17 protein-coding genes are annotated in these 18,413 nt (G+C 65.0%); 10 read left to right on the top strand and 7 right to left on the bottom strand.

Going from position 1 to position 18,413, the window contains the following annotated elements; all coding sequences use genetic code 11:
* Position 1: 1 nt before the first annotated feature.
* Positions 2-1,030 carry a response regulator transcription factor gene (locus tag LNV09_RS03785; protein ID WP_263555795.1) on the bottom strand — a complete coding sequence of 343 codons (1,029 nt, stop codon included), beginning with the start codon at positions 1,028-1,030 and terminating at the stop codon, positions 2-4.
* Positions 1,031-1,068: 38 nt separating this feature from the next.
* Positions 1,069-4,578 carry a hybrid sensor histidine kinase/response regulator gene (locus tag LNV09_RS03790; protein ID WP_411969202.1) on the bottom strand — a complete coding sequence of 1,170 codons (3,510 nt, stop codon included), beginning with the start codon at positions 4,576-4,578 and terminating at the stop codon, positions 1,069-1,071.
* A 129-nt stretch (positions 4,579-4,707) separates the two neighbouring features.
* Between LNV09_RS03790 and LNV09_RS03795 the strand changes: the two genes are divergently transcribed.
* Genes LNV09_RS03795 through ureG form a run of 8 tightly spaced genes read left to right on the top strand, consistent with a single transcriptional unit; the run spans position 4,708 to position 10,017 of the window.
* Positions 4,708-5,010 carry an urease subunit gamma gene (locus LNV09_RS03795; RefSeq protein WP_263532323.1) on the top strand — a complete coding sequence of 101 codons (303 nt, stop codon included), beginning with the start codon at positions 4,708-4,710 and terminating at the stop codon, positions 5,008-5,010.
* A gap of 15 nt (positions 5,011-5,025) precedes the next feature.
* Entirely contained in the window at positions 5,026-5,607 is a 582-nt protein-coding gene (locus tag LNV09_RS03800) for a HupE/UreJ family protein (RefSeq protein WP_263555725.1), read from the top strand.
* 3 nt (positions 5,608-5,610) lie between these two features.
* Positions 5,611-5,916: an urease subunit beta gene (locus LNV09_RS03805; RefSeq protein WP_263532943.1), complete on the top strand. Its 306-nt coding sequence runs from the start codon at positions 5,611-5,613 to the stop codon at positions 5,914-5,916.
* Positions 5,916-7,646, top strand: coding sequence for an urease subunit alpha (gene ureC, locus LNV09_RS03810; protein WP_263555726.1), 1,731 nt, complete (start codon positions 5,916-5,918; stop codon positions 7,644-7,646). The genes LNV09_RS03805 and ureC overlap by 1 nt, the downstream gene beginning before the upstream one ends.
* A 25-nt stretch (positions 7,647-7,671) precedes the next feature.
* Positions 7,672-8,163, top strand: a complete 492-nt coding sequence (locus LNV09_RS03815) for a GNAT family N-acetyltransferase (protein WP_263555727.1) — start codon at positions 7,672-7,674, stop codon at positions 8,161-8,163.
* An 8-nt stretch (positions 8,164-8,171) separates the two neighbouring features.
* Positions 8,172-8,702: an urease accessory protein UreE gene (gene ureE / locus LNV09_RS03820; protein WP_263555728.1), complete on the top strand. Its 531-nt coding sequence runs from the start codon at positions 8,172-8,174 to the stop codon at positions 8,700-8,702.
* Positions 8,699-9,376 carry an urease accessory protein UreF gene (locus tag LNV09_RS03825; protein ID WP_263555729.1) on the top strand — a complete coding sequence of 226 codons (678 nt, stop codon included), beginning with the start codon at positions 8,699-8,701 and terminating at the stop codon, positions 9,374-9,376. Before ureE ends, LNV09_RS03825 begins: the two co-directional genes overlap by 4 nt.
* Positions 9,373-10,017 carry an urease accessory protein UreG gene (gene ureG / locus LNV09_RS03830; RefSeq protein WP_263555730.1) on the top strand — a complete coding sequence of 215 codons (645 nt, stop codon included), beginning with the start codon at positions 9,373-9,375 and terminating at the stop codon, positions 10,015-10,017. Before LNV09_RS03825 ends, ureG begins: the two co-directional genes overlap by 4 nt.
* A gap of 66 nt (positions 10,018-10,083) precedes the next feature.
* Here the strand turns inward: ureG and curA are convergent, their stop codons facing one another.
* Genes curA through LNV09_RS03855 form a run of 5 tightly spaced genes read right to left on the bottom strand, consistent with a single transcriptional unit; the run spans position 10,084 to position 16,818 of the window.
* Positions 10,084-11,118: an NADPH-dependent curcumin/dihydrocurcumin reductase gene (gene curA, locus LNV09_RS03835; protein WP_263555731.1), complete on the bottom strand. Its 1,035-nt coding sequence runs from the start codon at positions 11,116-11,118 to the stop codon at positions 10,084-10,086.
* Between the two features lie 23 nt (positions 11,119-11,141).
* Positions 11,142-13,466: a xanthine dehydrogenase family protein molybdopterin-binding subunit gene (locus LNV09_RS03840; RefSeq protein ID WP_263555732.1), complete on the bottom strand. Its 2,325-nt coding sequence runs from the start codon at positions 13,464-13,466 to the stop codon at positions 11,142-11,144.
* Entirely contained in the window at positions 13,459-13,944 is a 486-nt protein-coding gene (locus LNV09_RS03845; protein WP_263555733.1) for a (2Fe-2S)-binding protein, read from the bottom strand. The genes LNV09_RS03840 and LNV09_RS03845 overlap by 8 nt, the downstream gene beginning before the upstream one ends.
* Positions 13,941-15,230, bottom strand: coding sequence for a cytochrome c (locus LNV09_RS03850; protein WP_263555734.1), 1,290 nt, complete (start codon positions 15,228-15,230; stop codon positions 13,941-13,943). The genes LNV09_RS03845 and LNV09_RS03850 overlap by 4 nt, the downstream gene beginning before the upstream one ends.
* Positions 15,231-15,246: 16 nt before the next feature.
* Positions 15,247-16,818: an oleate hydratase gene (locus tag LNV09_RS03855; protein WP_263555735.1), complete on the bottom strand. Its 1,572-nt coding sequence runs from the start codon at positions 16,816-16,818 to the stop codon at positions 15,247-15,249.
* A 248-nt stretch (positions 16,819-17,066) separates the two neighbouring features.
* Between LNV09_RS03855 and LNV09_RS03860 the strand changes: the two genes are divergently transcribed.
* A complete protein-coding gene (locus LNV09_RS03860; protein WP_263555736.1) occupies positions 17,067-17,309 on the top strand; it encodes a hypothetical protein in 243 nt (80 codons plus the stop codon).
* Between the two features lie 165 nt (positions 17,310-17,474).
* Complete coding sequence (locus LNV09_RS03865) at positions 17,475-18,338, top strand: oxidoreductase (protein WP_263555737.1); 864 nt, start codon at positions 17,475-17,477, stop codon at positions 18,336-18,338.
* Positions 18,339-18,413: the final 75 nt, after the last annotated feature.

Below are 18,413 nucleotides of genomic sequence, written 5' to 3' on the forward strand. Positions count from 1 at the left end.
GCTACAACTCCCAATGCGGATGCAGCGCCCGAATCCGATTCAAAGCCATCGCGGCAGCCGAAGTCCTGGTCTCGACCCCTAACTTCGAAAAAACCCGCTCCAGGTGCTTCTTGACCGTCGCCGGGCTGGCGCCCAGGATGTCGGCAATATCGCGGTTGATCTTGCCCTTGACGACCCAGTACAACACCTCGGCCTCGCGAGCGGTGAGCTTGAAGTTCAGGCCCATAGCTTCGATGAGGCCCAAGTCCGACACCTCGCGCATCACGATCAGCCAATCGCTGCTTTCGCCGTCGCCGAGGTCCTCCGGCTCAGCGGCGCCAATCTGCTGATGCAGCGCAAAACTCAGGCGGCGCGCACCCAGTTCGGCATAAAAACGCGGCGGCTCGATCTGCTGTTCGCGTGCCGCCGGCACATGGCGACGCAACCAGCCCAGCACCGGCGCCGGCGCAAACACCGGAGAAAACTGGCCGCTCGCGCCGAAATAGGCGGCGAGCAGCTCGCGCGCCAACGGCGTCTGCCACATCAGCCGGCCGTCACTGACCCGCACCGTGATGCTGGCGTAGCCAAAAGCGTCGAGCGCTCGGCGGGTCTGCACGGCGCCCTGCGCCTGGCGTGCGCCGCGCAAATGCACTTGCATGCGCGCCAGCACTTCCTTGGGCTTGATCGGCTTGGTCACGTAGTCGACGCCGCCGGCATCCAGCGCCGCGACCAGATGCTCGGTCTCGGTCAAGCCGGTCATGAAGACGATCGGGATATGCGCCGTGGCGGTGGCGGCCTTCAGACGGCGCGCTACTTCGAAGCCGTCCATGCCCGGCATCATCGCGTCCAGCAAGATGATGTCGGGCAGCGCCTGCGTGGCGCGTTGCAGCGCGGACTCGCCATTGGTGGCGACCAGCACGGTGTAGCCGCTTTCGTCCAAGGCGTCATGCAACATCGCGACGTTGTCCGGCACGTCGTCGACGATCAGCACCAGGTCGCCGCGCTGACGTTCCAGCCAGTCGGGCGCCTTGCTGATGTTGGCAGGCGCCATGCTTTGCTTGGGGGTGATGATGAAGGTGGTGTTGTTGTTCATGCAGGGATCTCCGGCCCCAAGATGGCTGTGATCGCTTCGAATTGGTATTGGCGCGCCAGGCCGCGCAAGCTCTCGACCCAGGCGGCGCTGGCGGCACTTGCGGGCAAGGCGCCGGCGATCAGGTCGAGCTGGGCCTGCACGCCGCGGTAATAGCCCAGGTTCAAGGCTTCGCGCAGCGGCGTCAGTAGCTCGGGGTCAAGTTCCAAGAAGGGCAACTGGCTTGCGCTGATTCGCGCTTGCGCTGGGGGCGTCTCTTCAGTCTCCGCCCTCGTGTTCAGCCACTGCAAATCAAGCCTGCGCCCCAGCCAGTCCAGCAGCTCGGCGTGACGCACGGGCTTGGTGATGAAATCGGCCGGCGTGATGCCAAAAGCGGCGTTGTCCTGGCCTTTCTCAAACGCATTGGCGGAGACGACGGCGATATGGAGCTCGGCGGGCGTGAGCAAGCGCAGGCGGCGAATCGTTTCCCAGCCGTCTATGCCGGGCATGGCCAGATCCATCAAGACCGCGTCGGGCCGCAAGCCGCCGCTCGCGACCAGGTCCAGCGCATCATGTCCGCTGGCGGCGCTGCGCAGCTCGAAGCCCAGCGGCTGCAAGAGCTCGCTCAACAGCTGGCGGTCGGCCGCTTCGTTGTCGACGATCAGGATCAGCCGGCGCGGCCCGGCATAGCCGCGCCGTGGCGCTGCAGTTCTGAGCCGCTCTAACTGATGGGGCGACGCCAAAGCGGGCAAGAACAGCTTGACCCTGAACACCGAGCCCTGGCCGACTTCGCTGCTGGCGCTCAACTCGCCGCCCATCAACTCGGTCAGCATCTTGGCGATGGTCAGGCCCAAGCCAGCGCCAGGTGCGGCGTCGGTGGCGCGCGTGCTGCCGCGCGTGAAGGGCTCAAAAATGCGGCCTAGGGCCTCGCTGCTGAGGCCGGGGCCGCTGTCCTCGATCTCGAACAAGGCGATCTCGCGCGCATGGCGCACCCGCAGCACGACCTGACCCTGGGGTGTGAACTTCAATGCATTGCCGAGCAGATTGATCAGGATTTGGCGCAGGCGCTTTTCATCCGCCCGCACGCTGCTGGGCAGCTCGCCGATGACCTCGAAGCGAAAGATGAGACCTTTGGAGGCCGCTTGCAGCTCGAACATTTCGGCCAGCTCATGCATGGCGTCTTCGAACTGCATCGTGGCCGGTTCCAGTGACAACTTGCCGGCCTCGATGCGGGCCAAATCCAGCGTGCCGTCAATCAGCTGCAGCAGGTGCTCGCCGCTGCGCTTGATCACCTGCACCGCCTGGCGGCGGCGCGGCGGCAACTCGGCATCTTCGGCCATCAGTTGCGCATAGCCGAGGATGCTGTTCAGCGGCGTGCGCAGCTCGTGGCTGATGGCGCTGACATAGCGGCTCTTGGCCTGGTTGGCTTGCTCGGCGCTCAGCTGCGCCTGCTCGGCCGCTTGCTTGGCCCTTTGCAAAGCTTCGTCGGTGCGGGCGTGCGAGGCAATCTCCAGCATCAGCGCCTGGGTCTGGCGATTCGATTCCTCTTGCGCGACTTCGCGGCTCTGGTGCGCCAGCACCAGCCACCAGGCCGCGATGCCGACGCCAAGGCCCAGCAGCAGATAGGCCTTCACAAAGCCGTTGCGCAGGCTTTGCGCGGCTTCTGGCGCGGTATCCATCAAACCGCGCAGCTCCTGGTGATAGAGCAGGCCGAACAGCGCGGCCAGCAGCGGCATCAGCACCGCCATCAAAAGCAGAAAGTGGCCCAGGCCGGTGTCCAGCCAGGGCCAGGTCTTGCGCGGCAGCACCTTGTGCAGCGCCGCCCGCCATTGCGCAGAGAGCTTGGCCTGCGGCTTGCAAAGATCACCGCAGCGCGCGTCCAGCGTGCAGCAGAGTGAGCAGATCGGGCCCTGGTAGGCGGGGCAATGCGCCATGTCCGGGCCTTCATACTCGCGCTCGCAGATGACGCAGCAGCGGGTTTCCAGGCGCCCGTATTTGCCCTGCTCTTGATGATCAGGCCGGCGCGCCAGGTAATAGCGGCCACCGGTGGCCCAGGCAATCAAGGGCGCAGTGACGAAGGCAGTGGCCATCGCGATGACGGCCGAGAAGGCTTGCGCTAGCTCGCCCATCAGGCCCAGATGCGCGCTGACCGAGAGCAGCGAAGCCAGCGCCATCGCGCCGACGCCAACCGGGTTTATGTCGTACAAATGAGCGCGCTTGAACTCGATGCCCGGCGGCGAAAGGCCCAGCGGCTTGTTGATCACCAGATCGGCCACCACGGCCATGATCCAGGCGATCGCCACATTGGCATACAGACCCAGCACCTGGCCCAGCGCCTCGAACACATTCATCTCCATCAGCATGAAGGCGATCAAGGTGTTGAACACCACCCAGACCACGCGGCCGGGGTGGCTGTGGGTCAGTCGGGAAAAAAAGTTACTCCAGGCGAGCGAGCCGGCATAGGCGTTGGTGACATTGATTTTGAGCTGCGAGATCACCACAAACAAGGCGGTGGCCGCGACCGCCCAGCCGTAGCGCGGGAACACATATTCATAGGCCGCCAGATACATCTGATTCGGGTCGACGGCGCGCTCGGGCGGCACCATATGTTGCAGCGCCAGCCAGGCCAAGAGCGCGCCGCCCAGCATCTTGGCCACGCCCAGCAGCACCCAGCCCGGCCCGCCTATCAGCACGGCGGCCCACCAGCGGCGCTTGTCGGCCGGGCTGGCCTTGTCACTCAGGGCCGGCATGAAGCGCAGATAGTCGGCCTGCTCGCCCATTTGCGTGATCAAGGCGATGCCCACCGTCAACGCAGCACCAAAGTGGACCAAACTAAACCCGGAATCGTGCGATTGCGAGCCAGCATGGTGCACAACGCCCGCAAACGCGGCAGGGTCCTTGATCAGCACCACCGCAAAGGGCAGCACCAGCATGAACAGCCACAGCGGCTGGGTGATCAATTGCAGGCGGCTGATGGCCGACACACCGTGGGTGACCAGTGGGATGACTACCAGCGCGCAAATCAGATAGCCCCAGCGCGGCGGGATGTCCAGCGCCAGGTCCAGCGCATAGGCCATCACGGCGGCTTCGAGCGCGAAGAAGATGAAGGTGAAGGACGCGTAGATCAGCGAGGTGAAGGTGGAGCCGATATAGCCAAAGCCCGCGCCGCGGGTCAGCAGATCCATGTCGACGCCGTAGCGCGCGGCGTAGATGCTGATGGGCAGGCCGGCCAGGAAGATGATCAGGCCGGTGGCCAGGATGGCCCAGAAGGCATTGGCCCAGCCGTACTGGACCAGCAAGGTTGCGCCCACGGCCTCCAGGATCAAAAAGGCCGCCGCCCCAAACGCGGTATTGGCGACGCGGAAATTGGACCAGCGCCGAAAGCGCTGCGGCGTATAGCGCAGCGCGTAGTCTTCCAGCGTTTCGCTCGCCACCCAGGCGTTGTAGTCGCGCCGCACCTTGATCACGCGCTGTGGGGCGGCTGCGGCGTTGAGGCTTGTTGCTGGCGGGGTTGTGGGCGGCATAGGCATGGCTGAGGGAGAACCGTGCAGTTTCCGTGCCTGCACAGGGCGGCACGGGCCTTGCTTAGAAGCTCGCATGGAATTGACTCCCCGTGGTCAAGTGCTCCAGCACTTGCGCGCGCTAACTGGAATGGCTTTATGGAATTGACCCCGCGCGAAAAAGACAAACTCCTGATCTTCACCGCCGCCTTGCTGGCCGAGCGCCGCCTGGCGCGTGGGCTCAAGCTCAACTATCCGGAAAGCGTGGCCTTCATCAGCGCTGCGGTGATGGAAGGCGCACGGGATGGCAAGACCGTCGCGCAGCTGATGAGCGAGGGCCGCAATGTGCTGACTCGCGCCGATGTGATGGACGGCATCGCCGAGATGATTCCCGACATCCAGGTCGAGGCAACCTTTCCCGATGGCACCAAGCTGGTGACCGTGCATCAACCAATTGTTTGATCGAGACACCCACCTATGAAACGCATATTTGTCACCGCCCTATCGGCACTCTTGCCCGTATTGGCCGCTTCCCACACCGGCAGCCTTGAGCATGGCCATGATTTCATCAGCGGCTTTATTCATCCGATGACCGGTCCGGACCACCTCGCCGCGATGCTGGCGGTCGGTCTGTGGAGCGGCTTGGCGCTGAGCCGGCCTTGGCATGTGCCGATGGCCTTTGCCTTGATGCTGCTGGCGGGCGCGCTCGTCGGCATGAGTGGTTTGGCGGGGGTTGGGCTGAGCATGGTTGAACCCATGATCGCGGTCTCGGTGTTGGCTCTGGGCCTGCTGGCCGCGCTGCGGCAGCAAATGAGCCTGGGCGCGGCGCTGGTGCTGGTGGGCACGTTTGCGTTTTTCCATGGTGTGGCGCATGGCACCGAACTGGACGGCAGCATCGCCTTGCTGGGTATGGTGCTGGCGACTTGGCTCTTGCACCTGGCCGGCTTGGGGCTAGGCCTGTTGCTGAGGCGCCAAGCGCGGCTACAAGTGGCGCTGAGCCGCGTGCTCGGCGGCGGCATTGCGCTACTCGGACTAGGTCTGCTCGCCCGGATGGTCTAGACCATGACACCCGGTGAACTCTTCACGCCCCCCGGCGAACATCAACTCAACCCCGGCCGGCGCACGCTCAGCCTGGTGGTGCAAAATGCCGGCGACCGGCCCATCCAGGTCGGCTCGCACTATCACTTTGCCGAGACCAATGCGGCGCTGAGCTTCGACCGCGCCGCCGCGCGCGGCATGCGTCTGAACATCGCCTCCGGCTTGGCGGTGCGCTTCGAGCCGGGCCAGCAGCGCACGGTAGAGCTGGTCGATCTGGCCGGCGAGCGCATCGTCTACGGCTTTCGCGGCCTGATCCAGGGAGCTTTGTAATGGCGACGATTGGACGGCGTGCTTATGCCGAGATGTATGGCCCGACCGTCGGTGACCGGCTGCTCCTGGCCGATACCGACTTGATCATCGAGGTCGAACAAGACCTGACCCTGCGCGCGGGAGGTTATGGCGAGGAAGTGAAATTCGGCGGCGGCAAGACCATACGCGACGGCATGGCGCAGTCGCAACGTGGCCGTGGTGATGGGAAGGACGGAGGGGCCGTCGACACGGTGATGACGAACGCGCTGATCCTCGACCACTGGGGCATCGTCAAGGCCGATATCGGCCTCAAAAGCGGCCGCATCGTCGCCATCGGCAAGGCCGGCAACCCCGACACGCAGCCGGGCGTGGACATCATCATCGGCCCAGGCACCGAGATCATTGCCTGCGAAGGGATGATCGTCACCGCCGGCGCCGTCGACACGCATATCCATTTCATCTGCCCGCAGCAGATCGAAGAAGCGCTGGCCAGCGGCGTCACCACCATGCTGGGCGGCGGCACCGGGCCGGCCACCGGCACATTTGCGACCACCTGCACGCCGGGCGCTTGGCATATCGAGCGCATGCTGCAGGCGGCCGATGCGTTCCCGATGAACTTGGGCTTTATGGGCAAGGGCAATGCCAGTCTGCCGCTGGCCCTGCATGAGCAGATAACGGCCGGCGCCATTGGCCTCAAGCTGCATGAAGACTGGGGCACGACGCCGGCGGCCATCGACAACTGCCTGAACGTGGCCGAGGCCACCGACACGCAAGTGGCCATCCACACCGACACGCTCAATGAGAGCGGCTTTGTCGAAGACACGGTGGCGGCGTTCAAGGGCCGCACCATCCACACCTTCCACACCGAGGGGGCCGGTGGTGGCCATGCGCCGGATATTCTGAAGGTGGTCGGCGAAGCGAATGTGCTGCCGTCATCGACCAACCCGACCCGGCCTTACACGATCAACACGCTGGACGAGCATGTCGATATGTTGATGGTCTGCCACCATCTCGACCCCTCGATTGCCGAAGACTTGGCCTTTGCCGAGAGCCGCATCCGCCGCGAGACGATTGCGGCCGAAGACATCTTGCATGACCTGGGTGCCATCAGCATGTTCAGCTCCGACTCGCAGGCCATGGGCCGGGTGGGTGAGGTCATCATCCGCTGCTGGCAGACGGCGCACAAGATGAAGCAGCAACGCGGCGCTTTGCCCGGGGATGGGCCGCAAAACGACAACGCGCGAGTGAAGCGTTATGTCGCCAAGCTGGCGATCAACCCGGCGATTGCTCATGGCATCAGCCATGAGGTCGGCAGCATCGAGGTCGGCAAATGGGCCGATCTGGTGATCTGGAAGCCGGCCTTTTTCGGCGTCAAGCCCAGCTTCATCTTGAAGGGCGGCAGCATCGCGATGGCGGCGATGGGCGACCCCAGCGCCTCGATCCCGACGCCGCAGCCGGTACATTACCGGCCCATGTTCGGCGCTTACGGCGGCGCCCTGGCGCGCGGCTCTTTGACTTTTGTGTCGCAGGCCGCGCTGGCTGCCGGGGTGGGCCAGCGCTATGGCTTGAACAAGACGCTGGCGGCGGTGAAAAACATTCGCGGCATAGGCAAGCGCGACATGATTCATAACGACTATCTGCCGCGCATGGAAGTCGATGCGCAAACCTACGCGGTGCGCGCCGACGGTCTGCTCTTGACCTGCGAGCCCGCAACCTCGCTGCCGATGGCGCAGCGCTATTTCCTGTTCTGACCTCAGTGAATGTTCTTTTTTTCCTATGTCTATCCTTGCTCCCGAACTTTTGATCCGTCTCGACGACTTGAGCGATCCGCGCATCGCCGCTTTTCTTGAGGAGCACATGCAGGATATGCGTGCCGCATCGCCGCCGGAAAGCGTGCATGCGCTCGATCTGGCGGCCCTGCGCAAGCCCGGCATCAGCTTCTGGTCGGCTTGGTTTTTGGACGAGTCAGGTGTTGAGACCTTGGTCGGCACGGCGGCGCTGAAACGTCTGGATGACAGTCATGCCGAGCTGAAGTCCATGCGCACCGCCGCTGCGCTGCGCGGCCGCGGGCTGGCGCGTGCCATGCTCGCTCATGTGCTGAGTCAAGCGCGCCTGCAAGGTTTCAGCCGCCTGAGCCTGGAGACCGGTACGCAGGACTTCTTTGCGCCGGCGCGTGGCCTGTATCAGCGCGAGGGCTTTTTGCCTTGCGCACCGTTTGGCAGTTATGTGGAAGATCCGTATAGCTTCTTCATGAGCATCGAACTGTGAGCGCCGCGATGCTGCAAGTCTCAAAGTTGCTGCCGCAGGGCCAGGGCTTGGCGCCCGTGCTGCTCAAGCGCGCCGCCGAGTTGGTGCTGGACTGGGATGCGCGGCAAAAAAGCCGCATCCAGGCGACGGACAGCCTGGGGCGTGAGCTGGGTATCTTTTTGCCACGCGGCACGCAGCTGCGCGGCGGCGATGTGCTGGTGGCCGAAGACGGCAGCCTCATTCGCGTGCTCGCTGCGCCGCAAGCGCTCTTGCGCATCAGCGCCTGCAGCAGCCATGGCTCGCCTTTCGATCTGACCCGCGCGGCCTACCACCTGGGCAATCGCCATGTGCCGATTGAGCTGCGGCCCGACTACCTACAAATTGAGCCCGACCATGTGCTGGCCGCCATGTTGCGCGCTCAGCATCTGACGGTCACCGAAGTGGACGCGCCCTTCGAGCCTCAAGGTGGGGCTTATGGAGCTGGACATGGGGCCGGGCACGGGCACGGGCATGACCACGACCATGCGCATGCCCACGACCACGGCCATAGCCACACATGAGTGCGCTGCTGCAACTGATCTGGCTGGCCTCGCCCGCGCTGCCGATTGGTGGTTTTTCTTATTCCGAGGGCCTGGAGTCGGCGATCGAGCATGGCCTGGTGCGCGACGAGGCTTCGGCCGCCGAATGGCTGTCGCAGCAATTGGCACTGACGCAGACGCGCGGCGACTTGGCCCTGGCTGCGCGCGCGCTGCCGGCCTGGCGCGAAGGCGATCTGCCCGCCTTGAAGGTACTGAATGACTGGGTGCTGCAGACCCGCGAGACGGCCGAAATGCGCCTGCAGACCGAGCAAATGGGGCGCTCACTCTTGGACTGGCTGCGCAATCACCACACCGCCAGCTCCGAGCAGATCGCGCAATGCCAGGCCCTGGGTCAGCCGACCTATCCGCTGGTGATGGCCTTGGCGCTCGCCGGCAGCGGCGCCGCGCTGGCCGATGGCTTGCTGGCCTATGCCTTTGGCTGGGCGGAGAACATGGTGGGTGCTGCGATCAAGTCGGTGCCGCTGGGCCAGAGCGCCGGTCAGCGCATGCTGGCCCGCTTGGCGGCCGAAATCCCCGCCGCCGTGGCGCAGGCGATGGCGCTGGCCGAGCGTGATCAGCGTCAGGCTTTTTCTCCGATGCTGGCGATTTTGTCGGCGCGCCATGAAACCCAATACTCACGTCTATTCCGATCATGAGCTCAGCACTTCACCACATCCCCCATCGCACCAAGAAGCTGCCGCCGCTGCGGGTCGGCATCGGCGGCCCGGTCGGCTCGGGCAAGACCACCTTGTTGGAGATGCTCTGCAAGGCCATGCGCGAGCGCTGGGACCTGGTCGCCATCACCAACGACATTTACACCAAGGAAGATCAGCGACTGCTGACCGTCAGCGGCGCGCTGCCGGCCGAGCGCATCCTGGGCGTGGAGACCGGCGGCTGCCCGCATACGGCCATCCGTGAAGATTGCTCGATCAACCTCGAAGCGATTGACCGCATGCTGGCCGAGTTCCCGGATGCCGATGTCGTGTTCATCGAATCCGGCGGCGACAACCTGGCCGCCACCTTCAGCCCCGAGTTGAGCGATCTGACGATTTATGTGATCGACGTCGCGGCCGGTGAAAAGATCCCGCGCAAGGGCGGCCCCGGCATCACCAAGAGCGACCTGTTCGTCATCAACAAGACCGATCTGGCCCCCTATGTGGGCGCAAATCTGGACGTGATGGAGGCCGACACCAAGCGCATGCGCGCAGCCAAGCCCTATGTGATGACGAACCTGAAGACGCAAGCCGGCGTGGCCGAGGTGGTGGACTTCATCAAGCAGCGTGGCATGTTGGCCTGATCGCGCTGAACTTCATCGCTGTCCGAGCGCATCAGAGTTCCGGCAAACCGAAGCGGCCGGCGCAGTTTATTCGTCGGCCAGCCGAATGATCAGCTTGCCAAAGTTCTTGCCCTCCAGCAGGCCGATGAAGGCTTCGGGCGCATGCTCCAGACCGAAGACGATGTCCTCACGAACTTTGACCTTGCCTTCTTGCACCCATGCGCCCATGGCGCCGGCGAACTCGCTCCAGCGCGCGCCGTAGTCATCGAAGATGATGAAGCCCTGCATCTTGATGCGCTGGCGCAGCAGCGTGCCGACCAGCATACTCAAGCGGTCCGGGCCGGGCGGCAAGTCGGTGTTGTTGTAGGCCGCGATCAGCCCGCAGACCGGAATGCGGGCTTTGGCATTCAGCAGCGGCAGCACGGCGTCGAACACGGCACCACCAACGCTTTCGAAGTAGACGTCGATGCCGCTCGGGCAGGCGGCGGCCAGGTGGCCGGGCAGATCCTCGACGTGGTGGTCAACGCAGAAGTCAAAGCCCAGCTCCTCCATCACATAACGGCATTTATCCTTGCCGCCGGCAATGCCGATGACGGTGCAGCCCTTGAGCTTGGCGATCTGGCCGACCACGGAGCCCACGGCGCCGCTGGCTGCGGCAACGACAACGGTTTCGCCGGCGACGGGTTTGCCAATGTCCAGCAAGCCCATATAGGCGGTAAAGCCTGTCATACCCAGCACGCCCAGGGCCCGCGAGACATGGGGGTCGTCCGGATAGAGAGGGGTCAGACCGATGCCGTCGGACAGCGCATAGTCCTGCCAGCCGCTGTAGCCCAGCACCAGCGCGCCGACCTTGAAGTCGGGATGCTTAGACACCTCGACCCGCGAGACCGTGCCGCCGACCATCACCGCGCCTAGCTCCACCGGCGCGGCGTAGGACGGGCCCGCGCTCATGCGGCCGCGCATATAGGGGTCGAGCGACAGGTAGAGGGTGCGCAGCAGCAGCTGGCCGTGTTCGGCTTGCGGGACGGCACCTTGTTCGATGCGGAAGTCGTCGACGGTCGGCGCGCCAAGCGGCCTCGCGTTCAGGACGATGCGGCGATTGACGGTGGGGGATTGCGGCATGGTGCAGGTTCCTCGGCGACAAGTCAGCTGGTTTTCAACGCGGCCAGCAGGTCTGCCGGGCGCATCGGTAAGTGGCGCAGGCGCACGCCCACGGCGGCGAAGATCGCGTTGGCGATGGCCGGCGCAATGACGGTGGTGGCCGGTTCGCCCAAACCGGTGGGCGGCTCGGTGCTGGCAATGAACTCGATCTCCAGCGGCGGCACGTCGCGCATGCGCAGCGGCGTGTAGGTGTTGAGATTGCTGTCCCGCACCTGACCATTGACGAATTCTGTGCCCTCATGCAAGGCCATGCTCAGGCCCCACAGCGAGGCACCCTCGACTTGCGCGAGCGCGCCGTCCGGGTGAACGATGGTGCCGGCATCGACAACGACGGTGAGCTGCTCGACCTTGATGACACCGCTGCGGCGATCAACCCGCACGCGCGCCACGCAGGCGCACCAGGTCGGCATGTCGCGCTCCTGGCCAAAGCTGGTGGCCAGACCCAAGCCCGTGTCTGTCGGCATCTTGCTGCCCCAGCCGGCCTTGGCGGCGGCGCGCTGCAAGACTTGCGCTTGGCGTTGCGCACTGTCCACGCCATTCTTGTCGACGCCGTTCTTGCCCACGCTTTGACCATTGCCGGCGAGCAGGTGCAAGCGGAAGGCGAGCGGGTCCACGCCCGCCGCGCGGGCCGCTTCGTCCATGAAGGATTCCAGCGCCCAGTTGGTCCAGCCCGGCCCCACCGAGCGCAGCCAGCCGGGGCGGAACGTGCTGTTGGCCAGATCGTTGGAGACGGCCCGCACGCGCTGTGCGCCGACCGTGTACCAATGGTCCGCGCCGGAGATCGCGAAGGGGTCATAGGGCGCGCCATTCTTGCCTTTGGGCATGAAGGTCGGCACCATCACCTGCGTGGGCCAGCCAGCGCTGGCATGGTGCTGCATGCCGGTGACTTCGCCGACGGGGCCAAAGGCCATGCGCAGGCGCTGCATCGAGGGTGAGCGCGGCGAGTCGAAGCGCATATCATCGGCGCGTGTCCACACCAGCTTCACCGGGCGGCCCAGGGCCTGGGCAGCCAGCGCCGCCGGCACCGCGTAGTCACCGTTCAGGCGCCGCCCGAAGCCGCCGCCGATCAAATAGGTGCGCATCAGCACCTGCTTTTCCTCCACGCCCAGCGCCTTGGCCAGGGTCGGCAGGATCAGCGACTGCCATTGGTTGCCGGTGTGGATCTCCCAGCGCCCGTCTTTGTGCAGGGCCAGCGCGTTCAGCGGCTCAAGCTGGAAGTGCAGCACGGTGGCAGTCGTGTAGTCGCGCTCCAGCGTTGATGTGGCCGCCGTGAAGGCGGCATCGACACCCGCGTCCTCGACCACCAGCGATCCAGCGGCTTTGTCGGTAATCAGCTTGAGTCCATGGGCTTGGATGTCGGCTTCGGACACGCTGGCGGCGGCACTGCTGCTCCAAGTGACCTTGACCAGATCGGCGGCGCGGCTGGCGGCGACGAAGGACTCGGCACATACCACCACCCAACCCGGCACGGTGCCCGAGGGGTCCTTGAGCACCAGGCTTTTCAGGTAGCCAGGGATGGCGCGCGCCGCGCTGTCATCGATCGCCGTCACTGTGCAACCGTTGCGCGTCGGCGGCAGCTTGGGCCGCGCATAGACCATGCCCGGCACCTCGGCATCGAGACCATAGCGTGCCGCGCCAGTGGTCTTGGCCGGGATGTCGATGGCCGAGGTCGGCTGGCCGATCAAGCGCCGCTCGGCCGCCGGCTTGATGGGCATCGCCTTCAGTTCCTCGGCGCTGTAGCTGCGTGCGAGTTGGCCGCGCCGCACGATCTCGGCATAGCTGATTGAGCGGCCGCCACCGCTGACGACGCCCAGGCGCGCCGTGCACGCGGCCCGCCCGACGCGCAGCAACTTGGCGCCCTCATCGAGCAAGGCCATGCGCCCGGCCGCGCCGGCTTGGCTGAGATAAGGGAAGCTTTGCCATACCGACCAGCTGCCGCCGGTGACCATGGTGCCCCATTTGGGGTCGGTGTCGACATAGCGCAGCCGTACCGAGCCCCAATCAAGCTCCAACTCCTCGGCCACGATGCGCGCCAGCGCCGTGCCCACATGCTGCCCCATCTCGGCACGGATGATGTTGACGGTGACGATGCCTTCGCGGTCGATGTCATACCAGATGGTGGGCTCAAAGCCTGCCGCTGCGCCGTTTGCCGCGCCCTTCGCAGCGCCGTTCGCAGCGTCAGCTGCCAGCGCAGGCTCCGCCAACGTGTAGGCCATCGCGAAGCCGGCGCTGGTGGCGCTGATCAGAAAACCGCGCCTGGTCGGGCCTGGCGCGGGCGACGGTGCTGACGCTGTTGGAGCTTCACGCATGGGGCGCTCCCGCTTGCACTTCGGCCGCCGCAATCTTGATCGCCTGGCGGATGCGCACATAGGCCATGCAACGGCAGAGGTTGCCGTTCATCACCGAGTCAATGTCTGCGTCGCTGGGCTTGGGGAAGCGCCGGATCAAGGCCGCCGCCTGCATGATCTGGCCCGACTGGCAGTAGCCGCATTGCGGCGCTTGGGTCTGCACCCAGGCCTTTTGCAGCGGGTGCTGCCCGTCGGCTGACAGGCCTTCGATGGTGGTGATCTGGGCTCCGGCGACGGCGCTGATCGGGGTGATGCAGGAACGCACCGCGCGCCGGCCCATGTGCACCGTGCAGGCACCGCACAGGCCAATGCCGCAGCCGAACTTGGTGCCGGTCAGCTTGGCCATGTCGCGGATCACCCAGAGCAGCGGGGTGTCGGGGCTGACGTCGACGCTCAAGGCTTGACCGTTCAATTTGAAGCTTATGTTTGCTGTATTCATGGCGTCGTGGTGTTCGGTGGGCGGCGTGCCGCAATGGCTGCGGGCAGATTGGCCCAGGCGGGTTGGTCGCTGCGCGTGCGGCGCAGGTAAGTGGCCAGTTGGGCAATGTCGGCATCGGTGAGGGCCTGGGCAAAGCCGGGCATATAGGGCCCGGGCAAGCCGGTGCCACCAACGCCATGCATCACGGTCTGGATGAAGTTGCTCGGGTCGTCCGATGTGATGGCGGTGCTCAAGGCCAGGCTGCCCTGGACGGCCGGCGGCTGAGCGGCGGGGCTGTAGTGGCAGGCTGCACAGGCGGCCAGATAGAGATTGGCACCCGGCTCGGTCTCCCGGCCTGCGTCGACCAAGCGGCGCGACATCGCCAGGCTCAGGGCCGCCGCCGCAGTGGGCGCCCGGGCGGCCGAGCCGTTGTTGTCGGCAAAATAGGTCGCCAAGGCCTGTAGGTCGGCATCGGGCAACTTGGCCAGGCCGTCGTGCACGACGCTGGCCATCACGCCCGCCGCTACACCATGCGCCTCGGACTCGCCGCTGCGCAGATAGTCGTACAGATCCTGCTGTGTCCACGGCATCGGTGCCGGATTGGCCGCATTCAGCGGCGGCGCGAACCAGCCATCGAAAGGCGCGCCCGCATAGGCCGCCTTGGCTTGCTCGGCACCGAAGCGGTTGCGCGGCGTGTGGCAGGCCGCGCAATGGGTGATGCCTTCGGCAAGATAGGCGCCGCGGTTCCATGTGACGCTCTTGGCGGCGCCGGTTTGGTACACACCGGCGTCGAAGTACAGCAACTTCCAGCCGCCCTGCAAGGCGCGCACGTTGTAGGGGAAGCCTATCGTGTTCACCCGGTCCTCAGCGACCACGGCAGGGCGCGTCATGAAGAAGGCGTAGAGCGCGCGCACATCGTCGTCGCTCAGCTTGGTGAAGTGGGTGTAGGGGAAAACCGGCAGCAGGTGCGAGCCGTCGCGGGCCACGCCCTCGCGCATCGCACGGCTGAATGCAGCCTCCGACCAATTGCCTATGCCGGTTGCCGGATCCGGCGAAATATTCGTGCTGTAGGCCAGGCCGAAACCGGTCTCAAAGCCCAGACCGCCTCCGTAAGCCGGGCCACCCGGGGCGCTGTGGCAACTGGCGCAATTGCCGGCAGCGGCGAGTAGCGCGCCTTGCGCCACTTGCGTGGGCGTAAAGCTATCGGCCTTTGGCGGCGCGATCGGCGTCACGGCCGGCCGCCAGCTCAGGCCAAAGCAGCCCGCCAGCAGCAGCACGGCCAAGCCGATCAAGATACGTTTGATCATCAAGTGCCTTCTCCTGCTACTTCAAGGCCTTGACCAAGGCTTCGAACTGCGCATGCAGCGACTTGTCGTGCGGGGTCACGGCGGGAATCGGCTTGCTCAGGCCGAGCAACTGATAGACCGCCAACTGCGCGGCGCGCACCGAGAACTCCACCGTGAAAACGGTATCCTGCGGGATCTCGACGAACTGGCTGATGAAGGCGAAATGCTTGGTGTCGGGGGGCACCGGCAGCGGCCGATCACCGGGCGCACGCGGCATGAACATGCTGGTGATGTAAGGCATGCGGCAGGGGATGCAGTTGGCGCTGGCCACGCTCTCCGGGTCGAAGCGCAGATGGCCGCAAAGTTCTAGCAGCAGTTCCGCCCCGTTGCAATCGGCCATCGCCTTGGGCACGAAGTTGCCGATGCGGTCGGGGAACAGGCCGTAGCCCCAGAACACCTGCACATCGGCCGGCTGGTTGGCAAAGTGTGGCTGATGCGCCAAGACGATGGACATCAGCCAGTTCGAGTCCTTGAAGGTCACCAGCCCGCCGGTGCCGGCCTCGTTGCCGCTGAATTTCTCCATCAGGTCGAAGAAGAGCGGGTCCTTCAGCGTGACCGTGAACGAGGCCCAGTCCGATTGCGCGACGCAGCTGTTGAAGGCGCCCGGCTTGCCAAACGAGGGGCGCCCTTCAGCCAACTTCTCCCACAGCGTCCAGCTGCCATGGGCTGTCTTTTTCAACTTGGCCGGCGCCATGCTCATCGAGCCCAGGCTGGAGGCATCGGTCATCGAGCCGTTTTGCAGAAAGACCAGGTCGCCGTCTTCCAATTGCAGGATCTCGGCTTGCCCCTTGCGGGTGCAGTGCAGCGCGATCACTTCGAAAATGCCGTCCACGGTTTTGTGGTCGAGGTCGGTCACCGTGCAGTCGGTGAGCAGGCGAACGCCTTGCCCCTCCAACCAGCGCTGCAAGGGCACGACCAGCGAGTCGTACTGGTTCAGCACGGTGCGCTTGACGCCGGCCAGCGTTTCGATGCGCGAGAACTCCAGCATGAAGCGGTGCAGGTAACGCCTGAATTCGACGGCGCTGTGCCAGGGCTGGAAGGCAAAGGTGGTGACCCACATGAACCAGAACTCGGTCTGGAAGAAGGCCGGCGACAGGTGATCGGTGATGCAACTCGCGCCCAGCGTGTCCTCGTCGGCATTGGCGAGTTTGAGCAACTCCACCCGGTCATGCATGGTGAAGCCCATCGAGGCCACCGGCACCTTGGCGCGCCGGCTGTCGACCAGGCGTGCCATCGCCTTGGAGACATGCTTTTCGTTGAAGGCCAGCGTCTCCTCGAAGACGCTCAAGCCGGGCTGGGCCAGCGAGGGGATGGACTTGAACAGATCCCAGGTGCACTCGTAGTTGTCGGTGGTCAGCATGCGGCCACCGCGCATCGAATAGCCGCGCTCGGCATCCCCCGCGCCGTCCAGGCTGCCGCCCATCACCAGGCCCGCATCCAGGATGCTGATCTGGGCGCCGGGCATGCCACCATCGCGGATCAGGAAGGCGGCGCCGGCCAAAGAGCCTATGCCCCCGCCGATGAAATAGGCCTTGTGTGCTGAAGTCATATGGAAGCTTTCTGATGAGTTGCGCTCGCTGCTGAGGAACCCCCGATCACGTGAATGGCGACCGTGCATCGGCGGACTGATGCGTCGAAATTACGCGGAGGATGCTGTGCGGTCTGTGCGCTAGGCCACAGTGGGGCTTCACTCAAAGCCCGTGGCGATTGAATGGGGCTTCGGATGTGCGGCAGGAGACAGACAAGGCTGCTGCGAGCTGCCAGTCTCAAGGCTTGATCCAATCCCAGGAGCTCCTCATGTTTGCTCAAACGACCCAAGCGCGGCCCTCGGCCTTGGCCCCCTGCATCAGCACCGCTCAGGTGCCGAACTCTGCGGGCCAGGCCTTCCTCGCCATGCCCTTCGACGCCATGCGCTTTCACTACGCCAGCGTCGTTGCCGCGGGCTTGGCGCAGCGCTCCCTCCTCGCTTCGGGCCAGTTCGAGCGTGCGCTGGACACCTTGGAGAAACTCATCTTGGGGCCGCTGGCCCGCCAACGTTGACGCGTCCGGGGCGGCCGCTCGATGCAAGTTTTGAGTGCGCTATCCAACAGACGCGGCACACCCTGCCGCGCAGGCTCAGCGTTCGCGCAAATCAGGTCTTGCTGGCAGCGCCTTGTTCAAGCAAGCCGCAGCATTGCTTGTTTCCAATTTTCCAAAGGAAATCCCATGAATTCATCCCCTAGCAAATCCCTCATCACCGAGCCGCCGGTCTGGTTCATCACCGGTTGTTCCACCGGCTTTGGCCAAGAGCTCGCCAAGCAAGCCATCCAACACGGTTATCGCACGGTGGTGACCGCACGCGATCCGTCCAAGCTGGAAGGCTTCGGCGCGACCGACAATGTGCTGGTGCTCGAGCTCGACGTGACCCAGCCGGAGCAGGTCGGCGCTGCCGTCGAGGCGGCCGAGGCCCGCTTTGGTGGCATCGATGTGTTGGTCAACAACGCCGGCATCGGCTACTTTGCCGCCATTGAAGAAGGCGAAGTGGCCGAAGTACGCAAGATGTTCGAGGTCAATGTGTTTGGCCTCACGGCCATGATCCAGGCGGTGCTGCCGGGCATGCGCAAACGCCGCAGCGGCTGCATCGTCAACTTCGCCTCGCTGGCAGGCATTCGCGGCATGCCGGCGCTGGGCCAGTACAACGCCACCAAGTTTGCGGTCGAAGGGCTGTCGGAGGCTTTGTGGCGAGAGGTCGAGCCGCTGGGTCTGCGGGTGATGGTGGTCGAGCCCAGTGGCTTTCGCACCGATTGGGCCGGACGCTCAGCTCATGAGAGTGCAAAGCAGATCGACGACTACATGGCAAGCGCGGGCGCGGTGCGCAATGCGGTGCGGGCCTCGTCCGGCAAACAGCCGGGGGATCCCGTGCGTGCGGTCCAGGCCATCATCAAGGCCGTCGCGTCCGGCACCCCGCCGCATCACCTGCTGCTTGGCAACGATGCCTTCGAAGGTGCGATGGCCAAGCTGGAAGACTTGCGCCGGGACTTCACGGCGGCCGAAGCCGTCGCTCGCGGCGCTGATTTCCCCAAACCCTAGCCGACCCGCCCGTTGACAGGCAAATCCTAAGTTCGCTTTCGCACAGACCCTGCGACGGGCCATGACTCAAGATCA

The sequence above is a fragment of the Paucibacter sp. B2R-40 genome (assembly GCF_025717555.1).
In the GTDB taxonomy this organism is placed as follows: Bacteria; Pseudomonadota; Gammaproteobacteria; order Burkholderiales; family Burkholderiaceae_C; genus Paucibacter_A.